Source organism: Pseudomaricurvus sp. HS19 (assembly GCF_009857815.1).
Lineage (GTDB): Bacteria > Pseudomonadota > Gammaproteobacteria > Pseudomonadales > Cellvibrionaceae > Pseudomaricurvus.
Genome location: NZ_WVVW01000001.1, coordinates 919437 through 934447, shown reverse-complemented (window position 1 = coordinate 934447; position 15011 = coordinate 919437). Strand labels below are relative to the sequence as shown.

The 15011-nt window shown below is 58.9% G+C and carries 12 protein-coding genes; 6 read left to right on the top strand and 6 right to left on the bottom strand.

Annotated elements, in window-relative coordinates:
* Positions 1-104: 104 nt before the first annotated feature.
* Together acnB and GSF27_RS04130 are read right to left on the bottom strand one after the other, a co-directional pair.
* On the bottom strand, positions 105-2729 hold the full coding sequence (gene acnB / locus GSF27_RS04135) for a bifunctional aconitate hydratase 2/2-methylisocitrate dehydratase (RefSeq protein ID WP_160965987.1): 2625 nt from the start codon (positions 2727-2729) through the stop codon (positions 105-107).
* 267 nt (positions 2730-2996) lie between these two features.
* On the bottom strand, positions 2997-5795 hold the full coding sequence (locus tag GSF27_RS04130) for a bifunctional aconitate hydratase 2/2-methylisocitrate dehydratase (RefSeq protein WP_160965985.1): 2799 nt from the start codon (positions 5793-5795) through the stop codon (positions 2997-2999).
* A 445-nt stretch (positions 5796-6240) separates the two neighbouring features.
* Between GSF27_RS04130 and GSF27_RS04125 the strand changes: the two genes are divergently transcribed.
* The 3 genes from GSF27_RS04125 to GSF27_RS04115 all read left to right on the top strand — a co-directional run bounded on the left by GSF27_RS04125 (position 6241) and on the right by GSF27_RS04115 (position 8369).
* The gene (locus GSF27_RS04125; protein ID WP_160965983.1) at positions 6241-6705 is read left to right on the top strand and encodes a DUF1289 domain-containing protein; all 465 of its coding nucleotides are present in this window, start codon (positions 6241-6243) and stop codon (positions 6703-6705) included.
* A 58-nt stretch (positions 6706-6763) separates the two neighbouring features.
* Complete coding sequence (locus GSF27_RS04120) at positions 6764-7405, top strand: tRNA-(ms[2]io[6]A)-hydroxylase (RefSeq protein WP_160965981.1); 642 nt, start codon at positions 6764-6766, stop codon at positions 7403-7405.
* A gap of 94 nt (positions 7406-7499) precedes the next feature.
* A complete protein-coding gene (locus GSF27_RS04115; protein ID WP_160965979.1) occupies positions 7500-8369 on the top strand; it encodes a CoA ester lyase in 870 nt (289 codons plus the stop codon).
* 8 nt (positions 8370-8377) lie between these two features.
* Here the strand turns inward: GSF27_RS04115 and GSF27_RS04110 are convergent, their stop codons facing one another.
* The 4 genes from GSF27_RS04110 to GSF27_RS04095 form a co-directional block, all read right to left on the bottom strand.
* Positions 8378-9172 (bottom strand): hypothetical protein, encoded by a 795-nt coding sequence (locus GSF27_RS04110; protein ID WP_160965977.1) that lies wholly within the window; start codon positions 9170-9172, stop codon positions 8378-8380.
* A gap of 10 nt (positions 9173-9182) precedes the next feature.
* Positions 9183-9905 (bottom strand): tRNA (N6-threonylcarbamoyladenosine(37)-N6)-methyltransferase TrmO, encoded by a 723-nt coding sequence (gene tsaA, locus GSF27_RS04105; protein ID WP_160965975.1) that lies wholly within the window; start codon positions 9903-9905, stop codon positions 9183-9185.
* A gap of 5 nt (positions 9906-9910) precedes the next feature.
* Positions 9911-10651, bottom strand: a complete 741-nt coding sequence (locus tag GSF27_RS04100; RefSeq protein ID WP_160965973.1) for a UDP-2,3-diacylglucosamine diphosphatase — start codon at positions 10649-10651, stop codon at positions 9911-9913.
* An 81-nt stretch (positions 10652-10732) separates the two neighbouring features.
* Positions 10733-11224, bottom strand: coding sequence for a peptidylprolyl isomerase (locus GSF27_RS04095; protein WP_160965971.1), 492 nt, complete (start codon positions 11222-11224; stop codon positions 10733-10735).
* A gap of 187 nt (positions 11225-11411) precedes the next feature.
* On the opposite strand from GSF27_RS04095, the gene GSF27_RS04090 reads away from it, so the two are divergent.
* The 3 genes from GSF27_RS04090 to GSF27_RS04080 all read left to right on the top strand — a co-directional run bounded on the left by GSF27_RS04090 (position 11412) and on the right by GSF27_RS04080 (position 15010).
* A complete protein-coding gene (locus GSF27_RS04090) occupies positions 11412-13091 on the top strand; it encodes a glutamine--tRNA ligase/YqeY domain fusion protein (RefSeq protein ID WP_160965969.1) in 1680 nt (559 codons plus the stop codon).
* A gap of 115 nt (positions 13092-13206) precedes the next feature.
* A complete protein-coding gene (cysS, locus tag GSF27_RS04085; protein WP_160965967.1) occupies positions 13207-14580 on the top strand; it encodes a cysteine--tRNA ligase in 1374 nt (457 codons plus the stop codon).
* Between the two features lie 52 nt (positions 14581-14632).
* Positions 14633-15010: a carboxymuconolactone decarboxylase family protein gene (locus GSF27_RS04080; RefSeq protein ID WP_160965965.1), complete on the top strand. Its 378-nt coding sequence runs from the start codon at positions 14633-14635 to the stop codon at positions 15008-15010.
* Position 15011: the final 1 nt, after the last annotated feature.

Here is a 15011-nt window from a genome sequence, read left to right as displayed (position 1 = left end):
TATCGGGCTCGCAAATGGGCAGGCTTGTCAGCGGGTGGGAGTATTACTGCGCCGCAGGGCGGGGCACGGTGGGCACCACTACGGTGCCCACCGCTGATGGGTCATTAAACCGCGACGTCCTGGATCTGGACAGCAGCAATCCTCTGGCCTTCATCGTGTTTGGCCTGGAATTCGGCGATCTGGTCGAAGTTCAGGTAGCGGTAGATCTCGCTGGACATGGAATCCAGGTTGTTGGCGTATTCCATGTACTCTGCCGGGGTTGGCAGTTTGCCCAGAATCGCCCCCACAGCGGCCAGTTCGGCAGAGGTCAGGTACACGTTGGCGCCATCGCCCAGGCGATTGGGGAAGTTGCGGGTGGAGGTGGACAGCACGGTGCTGTTGGGAGCGACGCGAGCCTGGTTACCCATACACAGGGAGCAGCCTGGCATCTCCATGCGGGCGCCGGCACGACCAAAGATGTTGTAGTAGCCCTCTTCCATCAGTTGGTGTTCATCCATTTTGGTGGGTGGGGACAGCCACAGGCGGGTAGTAATACCCCCTTTGTGTTGCTCCAGCAGTTTGCCCGCTGCACGGAAGTGGCCGATATTGGTCATGCACGAGCCGATGAATACCTCGTCCACCTTGTCGCCGGCCACGTCAGACAGCCGCTTGGCGTCATCGGGATCGTTCGGGCAACAAACCACAGGCTCATTGACTTCGGCGAGATCGATTTCGATAACGGCAGCGTACTCGGCATCGGTATCGGCGCTCATCAGGCTTGGGTTGGCCAGCCAATCTTCCATCTTGCGGGCGCGGCGTTCAAGCGTGCGTGGGTCACCATAGCCGTCAGCGATCATGGAGCGTAGCAGGGTGATGTTGGAGCGCAGGTATTCGGCCACAGAAGCTTCGGAGAGATTGATTGTACAGCCGGCAGCCGAGCGCTCGGCCGAGGCATCAGACAGCTCGAATGCCTGCTCGGCGGTGAGGTGCTCCAGTCCCTCGATTTCGAGTATGCGACCAGAGAAGATGTTCTTTTTGCCTTTCTTCTCAACCGTTAGCAGACCCTGCTGAATGGCATAGTAAGGGATGGCATGTACCAGGTCGCGCAGGGTGATGCCCGGCTGCATTTTACCCTTGAAGCGCACCAGTACAGACTCTGGCATATCCAGCGGCATAACCCCGGTTGCGGCGGCAAAGGCCACCAGGCCGGAACCGGCCGGGAAGGAGATACCCATGGGGAAACGGGTGTGGGAGTCACCACCGGTGCCGACGGTGTCTGGTAGCAGCATGCGGTTCAGCCAGGAGTGGATGATGCCGTCACCGGGGCGCAGGGATACACCTCCACGGGTCATAATAAAGTCGGGCAGGGTGTGCTGGGTGTCGATGTCCACCGGCTTGGGATAGGCGGCAGTGTGACAGAAAGACTGCATGGTGAGATCGGCAGAGAAGCCCAGGCAGGCCAGGTCCTTCAGCTCGTCCCGCGTCATGGGGCCAGTGGTGTCCTGTGAGCCTACGGTGGTCATTTTGGGTTCGCAGTAGGTGCCGGGGCGGATGCCCTGGCCTTCTGGCAGCCCACAGGCGCGACCAACCATCTTTTGAGCCAGGGAGAAGCCTTTGCCTGAGTCGGCAGGCGCTTCGGGGGTACGGAAGAGGGTGGAAGGGGGCAGGCCGAGGGATTCGCGGGCCTTGGTGGTGAGGCCGCGACCGATGATCAGGTTGATGCGGCCGCCGGCCTGCACTTCATCCAGCAGTACTTCGGACTTCAGCCCAAATTCGGACAGCAGGGAACCGTCTTCCGCCAGAATCTTGCCCTCATAGGGGCGGATCTCGATCACGTCGCCCATGTTCAGTTCATCAACCGGGGCTTCGAAAACCAGCGCGCCGGCATCTTCCATGGTGTTGTAGAAAATAGGGGCTACCTTGCCGCCGATACAGACGCCGCCACCACGTTTGTTGGGCACCCCGGGAATGTCATCGCCGAAAAACCACAGTACCGAGTTGGTGGCGGACTTGCGGGAAGAGCCGGTACCCACAACGTCACCGACGAAAGCAACCGGCAAGCCGCTGCTTTTTACTTCCTCAATCTGGGCCATGGGACCGGTGACGCCGTGTTCTTCCGGAGTCAGGCCCTCACGGGTCATCTTGAACGCCGCGCGGGCGTGCAGGGGTATGTCGGGACGGCTCCAGGCATCAGGGGCAGGGGACAGGTCGTCGGTGTTAATCTCGCCGGTGACCTTGAAGACGCTCATCCTGATGCTCTCGGCCACCTTGTCACGCTTGGTAAACCATTCGGCGTCGGCCCATGACTGCATGACAGCTTTGGCGTTTTCATTACCGGATTTGGCTTTCTCTTCCACATCGTGGAAGGCGTCGAACATCAGCAGGGTGTGTTTCAGCTCTTCAGCGGCCAGAGCGCCCAGCTCGGAACAGTCCAGGGCGGCAACCAGGGTCTCGATGTTGTAACCGCCGTGCATATTACCCAGCAGCTTGATGGCATCTTGTCTGCTAATCAGGGGAGAACTGGCTTCGCCCTTGACGATGGCGGTCAGGAATCCGGCTTTCACGTAGGCCGCTTCGTCAACACCGGGAGGAACGCGAGTACTGATCAGATCCAGCAGGTACTCACCTTCGCCGGCGGGAGGGCTCTTCAGCAGCTCTACCAGGTCGGCGACCTGCTCGGGGGTCAGCGGTTTGGGTGGGATGTTGTCGGCGGCACGTTCTGCTACGTGTTGACGGTAGGCTTCAAGCACGGTGTTATCCTCAAAGTGGGTTGGCGACAGGCACCGGCCGACCGCCACAAGATGAGTTTGGGTCAGGTAAATATAGCAGCTGCTGGAAATGATCGAGTAAGAGGTGCGCGGCAAGCCCTGGCCGCTATGGGGCTGCAGAGGGCGCCGATGAGGATGAGGCGAAGCGTCCGGCACAAGCGCAGGACGAAAAAAAGCCCCGCAGGTTTGGCCTGCGGGGCTTTTTAGTCAGCTTAATGCCAGTCAGCGCAAGGCTGATTGCCGCTGAACTTAGCCAACAATCCTGATGGGCTGGGCTTCTACACTCAGGTCAGCAGACGGTGGCGCGAAGTCAGTCAGGTTAATACCCTCAACCGCTTCCTTGTACTCCTCGATAGTCGGTGTACGGCCCAGGATAGTGGACAGCACAACCAGAGGGGTGGAGCCCAGCAGGGATTCACCTTTCTTCTCGGCGGTGTCAGCCACTACGCGGCCCTGGAACAGACGGGTAGAGGTGGCCAGTACGGTATCACCGGGCTCGGCTTTCTCCTGGTTACCCATGCAGAGGTTACAGCCGGGGCGCTCCAGGTACAGGATGTTTTCGTATTTGGTGCGAGCAGCGCCCTTGGGGTCTTTGTCGTCAAATTCGAAGCCAGCGTACTTCTGCAGCAGGGCCCAGTCGCCTTCGGCTTTCAGCTCGTCAACGATGTTGTAGGTTGGTGGTGCTACAACCAGTGGAGCTTTAAAGGTGATTTCGCCTTTCTTCTCCAGGTTGCGCAGCATCTGGGCGATGATCTGCATGTCGCCCTTGTGAACCATACAGGAACCGACGAAGCCCAGGTCAACCTTCTTGTTGCCGCCGTAGTAGGAAACCGGGCGGATGGTGTCGTGGGTGTAACGCTTGGAGACGTCGTCGTTGTTAACGTCCGGGTCGGCGATCATTGGCTCGTCGATCTGGTCCAGGTCGACAACCACTTCTGCGTAGTACTTGGCGTTGTTGTCCGGAGCCAGGGCAGGCTGCTCGCCGGACTGGATTTCAGCGATACGCTTGTCAGCCAGGTCGATCAGGCGCTGCAGCATCTTGTCGCGGTTTTCCATGCCCTTGTCGATCATGATCTGGATGCGGGACTTGGCCAGCTCCAGGGACTTGATCATGGTTTCATCGTCAGAGATACAGATAGAGGCCTTGGCCTTCATTTCTGCAGTCCAGTCGGTGAAGGTGAAAGCCTGGTCGGCCATCAGGGTGCCGATCTGCACTTCGATGATGCGGCCCTGGAACACGTTTTCGCCGTTGAACTGCTTCAGCATCTGCGCCTGGGTGGCGTGTACCACATCGCGGAAGTCCATGTAGGGCTTCATGTGGCCCTTGAAGGTCACCTTCACAGACTCGGGGATTGGCATGGCAGATTCGCCGGTCGCAAGAGCGATGGCAACAGTACCGGAGTCAGCACCGAAGGCAACACCCTTGGACATACGGGTGTGGGAGTCACCGCCGATGATGATGGCGCGATCGTCAACGGTAATGTCGTTCAGCACCTTGTGAATAACGTCGGTCATGGCCGGGTAAACACCCTTGGGATCACGGGCGGTGATCAGGCCGAAGTTGTTCATGAAGGACATCAGCTTGGGAATGTTGGCCTTGGCCTTGGAGTCCCACACAGACGCAGTGTGACAACCGGACTGGTAGGCACCGTCAACGCTTGGGGAGATCACAGAAGCGGCCATCGCCTCCAGCTCCTGGGCGGTCATAGGACCAGTGGTGTCCTGGGAACCGACAATGTTCACCTTGACGCGAACGTTGGAGCCGGCGTGCAGCGGGGTCTTGGAGGTAACACCCACAGCGTTGCGGTTGAAGATTTTCTCAACAGCAGTCAGGCCCTGGCCTTCGTGGGAAATTTCCTTGGATGGTGCGTACACCTGTGGAGCTTCGATACCCAGTGCTTCGGCAGCCAGGGTCTGCAGCTTCTTGCCGAACACAACGGCGTAGGAACCGCCGGCTTTCATGAACTCCATTTTGGGAGCAGTGAAAGCGCCGGACACGTCCACCAGCTCTTTGTCACCGTTGTACAGCTTCTTGGCTTTGGTATCGATGGTCAGGACAGTACCAGTGGCTACGGAGTAGGCCTCTTCCAGTACAGGGTCGCCGTTGGCGTCGGTCACGGTGTTGCCGTCGGCGTCCACTTTCTTGACCCAGTTTTTCAGATCCAGGCCGATACCGCCGGTCACGTCAACGGTGGTCAGGAAGATTGGTGCGATACCGTTGGTGCCCGCAACCACTGGCGCGATGTTAACGAAAGGCACATAGGGGCTGGCTTGCTTGCCGGCCCACAGGGCGACGTTGTTCACACCGGACATACGGGAAGAGCCAACGCCCATGGTGCCTTTCTCGGCAATCAGCATGACTTTGGCGTTAGGGTGCTGCTTCTGCAGCGCAACGATTTCCTGTTGGGCTTCCGGGGTGATCATGCACTGGCCGTGCAGCTCACGGTCGGCACGGGAGTGAGCCTGGTTACCGGGAGACAGCAGGTCGGTAGAGATATCACCTTCACCGGCGATATAGGTAACCACTTCAATTTTTTCCGCAACGTCAGGCAGCTTGGTGAAGAATTCTGCCTTGGCGTAGCTTTCCAGGATCTCTTTGGCGATAGCGTTGCCTTCCTTGAGGGCGGCTACCAGGCGAGCTGTATCGGCTTCGTAGAGGAATACCTGGGTCTTCAGCACCTCGGCAGCCGGCTTGGCAACGGCTGCATCGGCAGACAGGGCCAGGTCCAGCAGCACTTCGATAGAAGGACCACCCTTCATGTGCGACAGCAGCTCGAAGGCGAACTCAGGGGTGATTTCTGCGACAGATGTTTCGCCGAGAATGATCTCTTTCAGGAACTTGGCTTTGACGCCGGCGGCAGGGGTAGTGCCGGGGAGGGTGTTGTAGATGAAGAACTTCAGGGAGTCTTCACGGTGCTCATTGCCGCTGTCTTTGATCTGGGCAATGATCTCTGACAGCAGTTCAGCGCTGTCGATTGGCTTGGGATTCAACCCCAGATCCTTTTTACGGGTGGCGATTTCATCCAAATACTCTGAATATAAGCTCATTCAAACCTCCTGAAGGCGTCTAGCACGGTTGATTCCTGTGTGTCTTTGGATACCCGCCAGGGTTGTCTTGCGGCGAGGATCCATACAGTGTCCAGTATCGGATCGGTGTTGGCAGCGCTGTTGTTCGCTGTGGGGCCCCCTCCTTACCGACGATTTTCTGTAAATTTATTACAAAAACCACCTGAAAAAAGTGGCCGAATTGTACCGCAAACCCCGTTAGGAGTTAACAAAGTGTGAAATTTTGCTACTTATATTCACTATAAACCTGGTGAATAGTTGTGGTGATGTATATAAAACGGCCTGATTGTACGTTTGCTGTTTCCGGGGTGGCGCAGCAGTCTCGTCCGGTGCGGTGGGTTATCCCCCGGCGAAGCGGCAAAACGGCTCGAAAGGGCGGGGCAACATGCCTATAATTCACGCTTTTGGCGGGCCGACAGGGGAGTGATTGGCAGTGTTTGAGCGGGTAAAAACCCCTTGCGTCGGTATCTGCAGCACCGGCATCGGAGACCAGGTCTGCCGCGGCTGCAAGCGATTTGCCCATGAGGTCATTCACTGGAATGGCTACACCCAGGAGCAAAAGCGGCTGATCGCCCGGCGCCTGGAAGGTTTCCTGGTGCAGGTGGTGAGCAATAAATTGCAGATTGTGGATCGGGGGCAGCTGCTGGCGTCAATGCGACACCAGCAGATCGGGTTCCGCGAGGAGCAGGATCCTTACTGCTGGGTTTTCGACCTGCTCAAGGCCGGCGCCAGCCAGATCCAGGATCTGTCGGTCTACGGGCTGGCCTACCAGCGTCAATGGCAGGGGGTGCCCCTGGCGCAGATCAAGGCGGAGATCGATCAGGATTTTTATGTCCTCTCCAGCGCACACTACGATCGCTACTTCTCCATGGTCCCGGAAGACGACGCCTGAATTGGCAGGAAGGTCTTAAAGAATCCGTTATATTTCATAGCCCTGGGCGCCAAAGTTAATGTCTGAAGTAAATATTGACCCGATCCTCGACTACCTGCCGTGTGTGACGCCTGATGCCTGGCTGGAGCGTGCGCCACAAGAGCTGGAAATTGTGCTGCTGGATCACGCTGCCAACGAAATGAAAGCCGCCCAGTCGGCCATGACCCTGATGTCCAAAAACCCGACCAAAGTGGACCTGCTCAATAAAATGAGCCGGCTGGCGCGGGAAGAGCTGGTGCACTTCGAGAACGTTCTCAAGATCCTCAAACGCCGCGGTATCGAGTACCGTGCGCTGAAGGCCAGTCGTTACGCCGCCCACCTGGCGAAACATATCCGCCGGGAGCAGCGCGAAAACCTGGTGGATACGCTGATTGTGGGCAGCATTATTGAGGCCCGCTCCTGTGAGCGCTTCGCGGCACTGGCCCCCAGGGTGGATCGGGAACTGGCCAAGTTCTATCTGTCGCTACTCAAGTCCGAAGCGCGCCACTTTCGCGACTACCTGACCCTGGCCGAACGCTACAGCGATGAGGATATCAGTGGCCGGGTAGATCACTTCCTGGCACTGGAGCAGGAAACTATCGTATCTCCGGACCCGCTGTTTCGCTTTCACTCCGGTGTGCCGGTTGGTGACAGGGTTGCGCCGGAAGAGGCCGCCGTCTGAGCCGCGGTGTACTGCCATAACCGAATTTCATTCCGCCGCGCCGGCAATGGCGGGTGGTCACATTTCAGGAATCACATTTCAGGAGAGAGGGGATATGTCCTTACGCCCACGCCGTTCCGTGCTGTACATGCCCGGTGCCAACAGCCGCGCCATGGAGAAAGCCAAAACCCTGCCCGCCGATGCGCTGGTGCTGGATCTGGAGGATGCGGTCAGTCCCGACCAGAAAGAGAGTGCCCGGGCGCAGGTCGTTGCAGCGCTGCAGGCTGGCGGATTTGGCAAGCGTGAGCTGGTGGTGCGTATCAACGGCCTGGATACCCCCTGGGCGATGGATGATGCCCATGCCGTGGCCGGGTTGCCCCTGGATGCAGTCTGTATTCCCAAGGTCGAGAGCGCCAGCCAGGTGCAGCAGGTTGTGGATTGGCTGGAGGAGTTTGGTGCGGCGGACCATGTGGGTGTCTGGGCCATGATTGAAACCCCGAAGGGGGTGAGTAATGTGGAGGCTATTGCCGCCGCTCACCCGCGGCTGCAGCTGCTGCTGATGGGAACCTCCGATCTGGCCAAGGAGTTGCGAGTACCCCATACCCCGGACCGCATCGGTTTTATCTACAGCCTCAGCCGTTGTGTGCTGGCCGCACGCCAGAACGGCCTGGACGCGATTGATGGTGTGCATCTCTCACTGGATGACGAGGAAGGTCTGCGGCAGATTTGTGCGCAGGGACGCAGCCTGGGCTTTGATGGCAAATCGCTGATTCACCCTCGACAGATTGAGGCCGCTAACCAGACCTTTGGTCCTGATGGCGAAGAGGTTGGGCGGGCGCGGCGTATGATTCAGGCGTTTGAAGAGGCTGAAGCCGCCGGTAAGGGCGTTGCTGTGGCCGATGGCAAGTTGGTGGAAGTGCTGCACGTGGAAGAGGCGCGCCGCACTCTTGCTATTGCGGCTGCCATCAGCGCACTTGAGGGCTGAGGTTGCGCTCAGTCGTGTTCCGGCAGGCCCAGCTGGCCGTCGGGGTAGTGCTGTAGCTGGCGTTCAAGCTCTGCTTCCAGTGCCGGCTTCAGGTGCAGGTGACGCTTGTGGAGGTAGGGGTATAACCCCTGGTAGTTCCATTTGAACAGGCTGTAAAAGTCCCTGTGGATACCCGGGTGCCGGTAGCGGGCCAGCTCTTCGTCCTGGTGGCTGCGGGGGCGCCGGTGGCCGGTGATAAAAAAGTCGGCACGATCCGCTGCCAGCATGCGGAAAGCGCTCTCCGTGGATTTCGCAGGTATCAGTTCAACCTGCTCCATGGCCCGCAGTTGATTTTCGATGGCCAGTGAGCCGGTGGTATAGAGCACCCGGCTGCCCGGCGGCAGGTCGCTGATTCTATGGAAGCTGCTGATCGGACGGGTGGAAAAGAATGTCAGGGAAAAGTAGGTGATGGGGTGCGCCAGTCGCACGTAGTGGGGGTTGTTGTTCAGCAGAAAAGACTCGGTGCGGCCGCAAGAGCCATCGTAAGTCCCTTTTTCCAGCTCCACGGACTCCCGCAGCGTCGGGACCGGCAGCAGCTTGAACTCGATATGTAGTTTGTCAAACACCGCCTGATAGAGGCTGGTAATCACCAGTGCGGATTCGCTGCTTGCGGGTATCGGGCAGCTGAAAACCAATCTTGCCGGGGTGGTATCAGCGGGTTCCTGCGGACTACCGCTGGCGGCGGCGCTTATCACCAGGATTGCCAGGGCAGCTCCGGTGCGCAGCAGGGTGATGGCCCGGCGAATTGAGGGTCGGATTTCCACGGTCGGTTACTCAGCGCTGTTTTTCTACTGTTATCACGCACGCATCCTGCAGACTCTGTTGCCAGCGAATGTTGAGGTCGTAAAGCATCATACCGTAGATTTTTGCTTCGTCCTGCCGGTGATAGGCGGGTTGTGGTTGTTGCGCAATCACTTGCTCAATCAGCAACTGCAGTGCCGGGTATTCCGTTTCGAGGCGGGCCAGTGATGCCGAGGCGGCTTCGCTGAAGCGCACAGGCCGGTCTGCCCCGGGTTTGTCCGGTGCATAGGCGCCATTGGCGTCGGCAATGGCATCGGCGTAGGGCAGGTAAGGCTTGATATCCAGTACCGGCGTGCCGTGCAGCAGGTCGCCGCCGCTGAAGTGCACCCGCCACTGACCGCTGTGAGCCCGGATGCCTTCCAGTTTTACCACGGACTGGCCAATGGGGTTGGGGCGAAAGGGGCTGCGCGAGGCAAACACGCCAACCTTCTGGTTGCCGCCGAGGCGCGGCGGGCGGGCCATGGGCTTCCACTGTTCGCGCATGGCTTCGTGGAACACAAACAGGATCCAGGCGTGGCTGAACGCCTCAAGGCCCCTCAGGATCTCTTCGCGATTGCAGGGGCCGCTGAGTTCAATATAGCCCTGGTCGGCAGTGACCAGGCCCGGTTGCCGGGGGATGGCGAACTTCTCCCGGTAGGGGCTGTGCACCACACCTATGCTGTCAAAGGTGAAGGTGGTGTCAAAGGTGAGGGACACCGGCGTCAGCCCTGCAGTTCGGCCAGGGGCTTGTTCAGCAGCTGCAGGCTGCCGTCGTTGTCAGCCTGCAACCACCAGCCGTGGGTGTCCCAGTCTCCCAAAACGATACGCTCTGCACTGGCATGATTGGCCTGCAGGGGGTGGCGCGCAGGGCGGTGGGTGTGGCCGTGAATCATGCGCTGGCACTGGTTCTGCTCCAGCAGTGTCACCACCTCTTCCGGGGTGACGTCCATGATGTCTTCGGCTTTCATGCTGCTCATGCTTTTGCTCTGCTGTCGCAGCTGGCGGGCGATCATGCGCCGCTCCTCCAGGCTTTTGCTCAGCAGCTCTGCCTGCCACGCTGGTGAGCGGGCCATCTGGCGAAAGGCCATATAGGGTTCGTCACGGGTGCAGAGGCTGTCGCCATGCAGCAGCAGGGTGTCGGTTCCTTGCAGGCTGATGGTTTCGGTTTCACCCAGCAAGGTGGCGCCGCAGCGCTGTGCCCAGCCTTCTCCCATCAGAAAATCGCGGTTGCCGGACATCAGGTACAGCGCCCGGCCGCTGCTGCTGAAAGCGGTGAGGGCATCGGCAATGCGCTGGTTAAAGGGGGCATCGTCATCGTCGCCGACCCAGACCTCAAAGAAGTCCCCGAGGATATAGAGGGCATCGGCTGCCAACGCTTCCCGCTGCATAAAGCCTTCGAAGGCCAGGGTGATGTCTTCACGTTCCGGTTGCAGGTGCAGGTCGGAGATAAACAGGGTGGTCATGGGCGCGCTTCGGATGGCAGGGTGAGAGTCGGGGGAGAGGGGTTGTGAGACCCCGGGCTGGCCGGGGTCCCGGGGGCGCTATCAGGCCACGGTGACCTTTTCGATCACTACCGGCACTACCGGTACGTCCTGGTGGCCGGCAGCCATGCCGGTTTTAACGCCCTTGATCTGGTCTACTACATCGGTGCCGGCAGTGACCTTGCCGAATACACAGTAGCCCCAGCCCTGGCTGTTTTTGCCGGAATGGTTGAGGAAGCCGTTGTCTTTCACGTTGATGAAAAACTGTGCAGTGGCACTGTGGGGATCCATGGTGCGGGCCATGGCGATGGTGTAGCAATCGTTCTTGAGGCCGTTGTCCGCTTCGTTCTCGATGGCGTCGCGGGTCTTCTTCTGGCTCATGTCGGCGCTGAAACCGCCGCCCTGAATCATGAAGCCGTCAATAACCCGGTGAAAAATGGTGCCTTCGTAAAAACCGTCTTCGGCGTACTGCTTGAAGTTGGCGGCGGTCTTTGGTGCCTTGTCGAAATCCAGCTCCAGTACGATATCGCCAAAATTGGTGTGCAGAGTAATCATCGGTGGCTCCTGTTTGGTGCCCTGCAACTGTGTGCTGCAGGGCAAAAAATCTTTAGCGGGTGGGTGCTTAGAGCACCGCGAGGTGGCTATAATACACGATTTCCCCACGTGGTGGGGCAGGTCTCGATTGCCTGATTTTTGAACAATTTGCCCGGTTGCCGGCGCAGTAAGGAATTACCAGAACCCCATGAGCGACGCGAACAGCAAGCCATTAAATTTTCTCGAACAGATCATCAAGCAGGATATCGATTCGGGCACCACAACCAAGTTGATCACCCGGTTTCCGCCCGAGCCCAATGGCTACCTGCATATCGGCCACGCCAAGTCCATCTGCCTCAACTTTGGCTTGGCCGAAAAGTTCGGTGGTGAGTGCAACCTGCGTTTCGACGATACCAACCCTGCCAAGGAAGAGCTCGAGTATGTCGAGTCCATCAAACGCGATGTGGCCTGGCTTGGTTTTCGCTGGCCGGGAGAGGTTCGCTACGCCTCCGACTACTTCGACCAGTTCTATGAGTGGGCCCTGCACCTGATCCGTGAGGGCAATGCCTATGTCTGTCACCTGACTGCCGAGCAGGCCAAAGAATACCGTGGCTGGGCGACCCAGCCGGGCAAACCCAGCCCCTGGCGTGATCGTCCGGTGGAAGAGAACCTGGCGGATTTCGAAAAAATGCGTGCCGGTGAGTTCGATGAAGGCGCCTGTGTGCTGCGCGCGAAAATCGATATGGCCAGCCCCAACATGAACATGCGCGACCCGATTCTCTACCGGATTCGCAAGGTGTCGCATCACCAGACCGGCGACAAGTGGTGCATCTACCCGTCCTACGATTTCGCCCACGGTCAGGAGGACGCCATCGAGGGCGTGACCCACTCCATCTGTACCCTGGAGTTTGCCGACCACCGCCCGCTGTACGAGTGGCTGCTGAACAATCTGCCGGTGCCCATGGTACCGCGGCAGTACGAATTCGCGCGCCTGGAGCTGAACTATACCGTTACCTCCAAGCGCAAGCTGAAGCAGCTGGTGGATGAGAAGCGTGTCGACGGTTGGGACGACCCGCGTATGCCGACTATCTCCGGTATGCGTCGCCGCGGCTACACGCCGGCTTCCCTGCGTAACTTCTGTGACCTGATTGGTGTCACCAAATCCGGCAGCACCATTGATGTGGGGCAGCTGGAGTACTGTGTCCGTGACGACCTTAACAACGTCGCACCGCGGGCCATGTGTGTGATCAACCCGCTCAAGGTCACCATCCGCAATATGCCCGCGGGTGAAACCCAGACCATGAAGCAGCCGGTGCATCCCAACCGTGAAGAGATGGGTGAACGGGAGCTGCCATTCACCCGCGAGATCCTCATAGAGCAGGACGACTTTACGGAAGACACCAGCCTGTCGCGCAAGAAATTCAAGCGCCTGGTACTGGGTGATTACGTGCGCCTGCGCGGTGCCTATGTCATCAAGGCGGAAGAGTCGATCAAGAACGAAGCCGGTGAGATTGTTGAAGTCATCGCCACACTGGTGGAGGGCACGGTGGGTGAGAATCCGCCGGAGGATATCAAGCCGCGAGGCGTGATCCATTGGGTGTCTGCGACAGAGAATGTGGATTGCGAAGTGCGCCTCTACGATCGCCTCTTTAACGATCCGGCCCCGGATGCCGGTGACAAGAACTTCCTTGATGCACTCAATCCGGAGTCGCTCACGGTAGTGAAGGGGTGCAAAGGCGAAATCGGCCTGCAGTTCGCCCAGCCTGAGCACGCCTATCAGTTCGAGCGCGAAGGCTATTTCTGTATTGATGCCCAGTACAGCAACGGCTCTACCCTGGTGTTTAACCGCACCATCGGCCTGAAAGATAGCTGGTCCGATAAGGTTTAATGCCGGCAGGGCGCCTCCTGTTAATGGCGGGAGGCGTTATTTACATTTACGCAGTAACAGACAGGACAGCGCCCCGGCAGAGACTGCCTCCATTTCAGCGCGCTGCTAAAACCCTATGACGCTTTACGTTTACAACACGCAAACCCGCAAGAAAGAGATCTTTGAGCCGCTGGTGCCAGGGCAGGTGAAGATGTATGTCTGCGGGCCAACAGTCTACAACCTGGTACACATCGGCAACGCCCGTCCGGTGGTGGTGTTCGACACCCTGTTCCGCGTGTTGCAGAGCGAATTCGATCAGGTGACCTACGCCCGCAACATCACCGACATCGACGACAAGATCATGAAGGCCGCGGCCGAGAACGGTGAGCCCATCTCGGCGCTGGCGCAGCGTTATGCGGCCGAATTCGAAGCCGATATGGCCCAGCTTAACAACCTGCCGCCAACGGTTGTGCCCTATGCCACCGAGCATGTACCGCAAATGATCGATATGGTGCAGCGATTGATCGACAAGGGCCACGCCTACGAGGCAGAGGGGCATGTGCTGTTCGCCGTACAGTCCATGGAGAACTACGGCAAGCTCTCAAATCGCTCGCTTGAAGACATGCTGGACGGCGCCCGGGTGGAAGTGGCGCCTTACAAGAAATACGCCGGTGACTTCGTGCTGTGGAAACCGTCCAGCGAGAATGAGCCGGGTTGGGACAGCCCCTGGGGCTACGGACGTCCGGGCTGGCACCTGGAGTGCAGTGCCATGATCGAGACCCACCTGGGTGAGACCATCGACATTCATGGTGGCGGTCGCGACCTGATTTTTCCGCACCACGAGAACGAAGTGGCGCAATCCTGCTGTGCTCACGACGGCAAACAGTATGTGCGTTACTGGATGCACAACGGCTACATCAATATCGACGGCGAGAAGATGTCCAAGTCGCTGGGCAATTTCCGCACGGTGCGTGAGTTGTTGAGTCAGTACCGTGGCGAAGTCATACGCTGTGCGTTGCTGTCTGCCCAGTACCGCTCCGAGATGGACTTTTCCGTTGACCTGCTGGAAGAGACCAAGGCCCGTCTCGACAGTTTCTACAGTGCGCTGCGCGACGCGGCTGAAGAGCCAACGATCGACGTGGATATCAAAGGCACCGCTTTTTATGCGGCGTTGCTGGACGACCTGAATACGCCCATCGCCCTGGCCGAGTTGCGCCAGATCGCCCGTGAACTGAACAAGGCAGATGATGCAGATAAGCCACAGCTGAAGTCACTGCTGCTGAAAGCCGGTGAATTACTGGGATTATTGCAGCAGGATCCGGAGCAGTGGTTTACCGGTGGGGCCGGCGACCAGATTTCTGCCGACGAGGTAGAGGCCCTGATTGCCGAGCGTGTACAGGCGAAAAAGGACAAAAACTTTGCCCGCGCCGATGAAATTCGCGCAGAGCTGAAAGCCCAAGGTGTGGAGCTGGAAGATTCGCGGGACGGAACGAAGTGGCGCCGGGAATAACTAGTCACCAACCCGCATTTCCCGCCTGAAGCACAGAGAGAGGTCAGCACAGATGAGTATTGAGGATCGTCAGCAGGGTGAGGCCATTCGTCGCGCCGTCATGGGGGATGAGTTTGTGGATCGTGCCCTCGGCAACGCCAGCGAATTTGACCAGCCACTGCAGGATCTGGTGATGGAAAATGCCTGGGGCGGTCCCTGGACCCGTGACGACCTGCCCCGAGCGACCCGCAGCCTGGTGACCATCGCCATGCTGATAGCGCTGAAGGCGCCGAACGAACTCAAGGGACATGTGCGCGGTGCCCTGCGCAACGGCGCCAGCAAGGAAGAGATTCGCGCGGTTATCCTGCAGGCCACGGCCTACTGTGGTTTCCCGGCGGCGCTGGAGGCCATGCGCGCTGCCCGGGAAGTCATCGATAGCTGGGAGGATTGAG

Excerpts from the sequence above, each read along its gene's own strand:
- GSF27_RS04130 (WP_160965985.1), bottom strand. The coding sequence starts at position 5,795 with ATGAGCTTATATTCAGAGTATTTGGATGAAATCGCCACCCGTAAAAAG.
- GSF27_RS04120 (WP_160965981.1), top strand. The coding sequence starts at position 6,764 with ATGTCTGAAGTAAATATTGACCCGATCCTCGACTACCTGCCGTGTGTG.
- GSF27_RS04115 (WP_160965979.1), top strand. The coding sequence starts at position 7,500 with ATGTCCTTACGCCCACGCCGTTCCGTGCTGTACATGCCCGGTGCCAAC.
- GSF27_RS04100 (WP_160965973.1), bottom strand. The coding sequence starts at position 10,651 with ATGACCACCCTGTTTATCTCCGACCTGCACCTGCAACCGGAACGTGAA.
- GSF27_RS04095 (WP_160965971.1), bottom strand. The coding sequence starts at position 11,224 with ATGATTACTCTGCACACCAATTTTGGCGATATCGTACTGGAGCTGGAT.
- GSF27_RS04090 (WP_160965969.1), top strand. The coding sequence starts at position 11,412 with ATGAGCGACGCGAACAGCAAGCCATTAAATTTTCTCGAACAGATCATC.
- cysS (WP_160965967.1), top strand. The coding sequence starts at position 13,207 with ATGACGCTTTACGTTTACAACACGCAAACCCGCAAGAAAGAGATCTTT.
- GSF27_RS04080 (WP_160965965.1), top strand. The coding sequence starts at position 14,633 with ATGAGTATTGAGGATCGTCAGCAGGGTGAGGCCATTCGTCGCGCCGTC.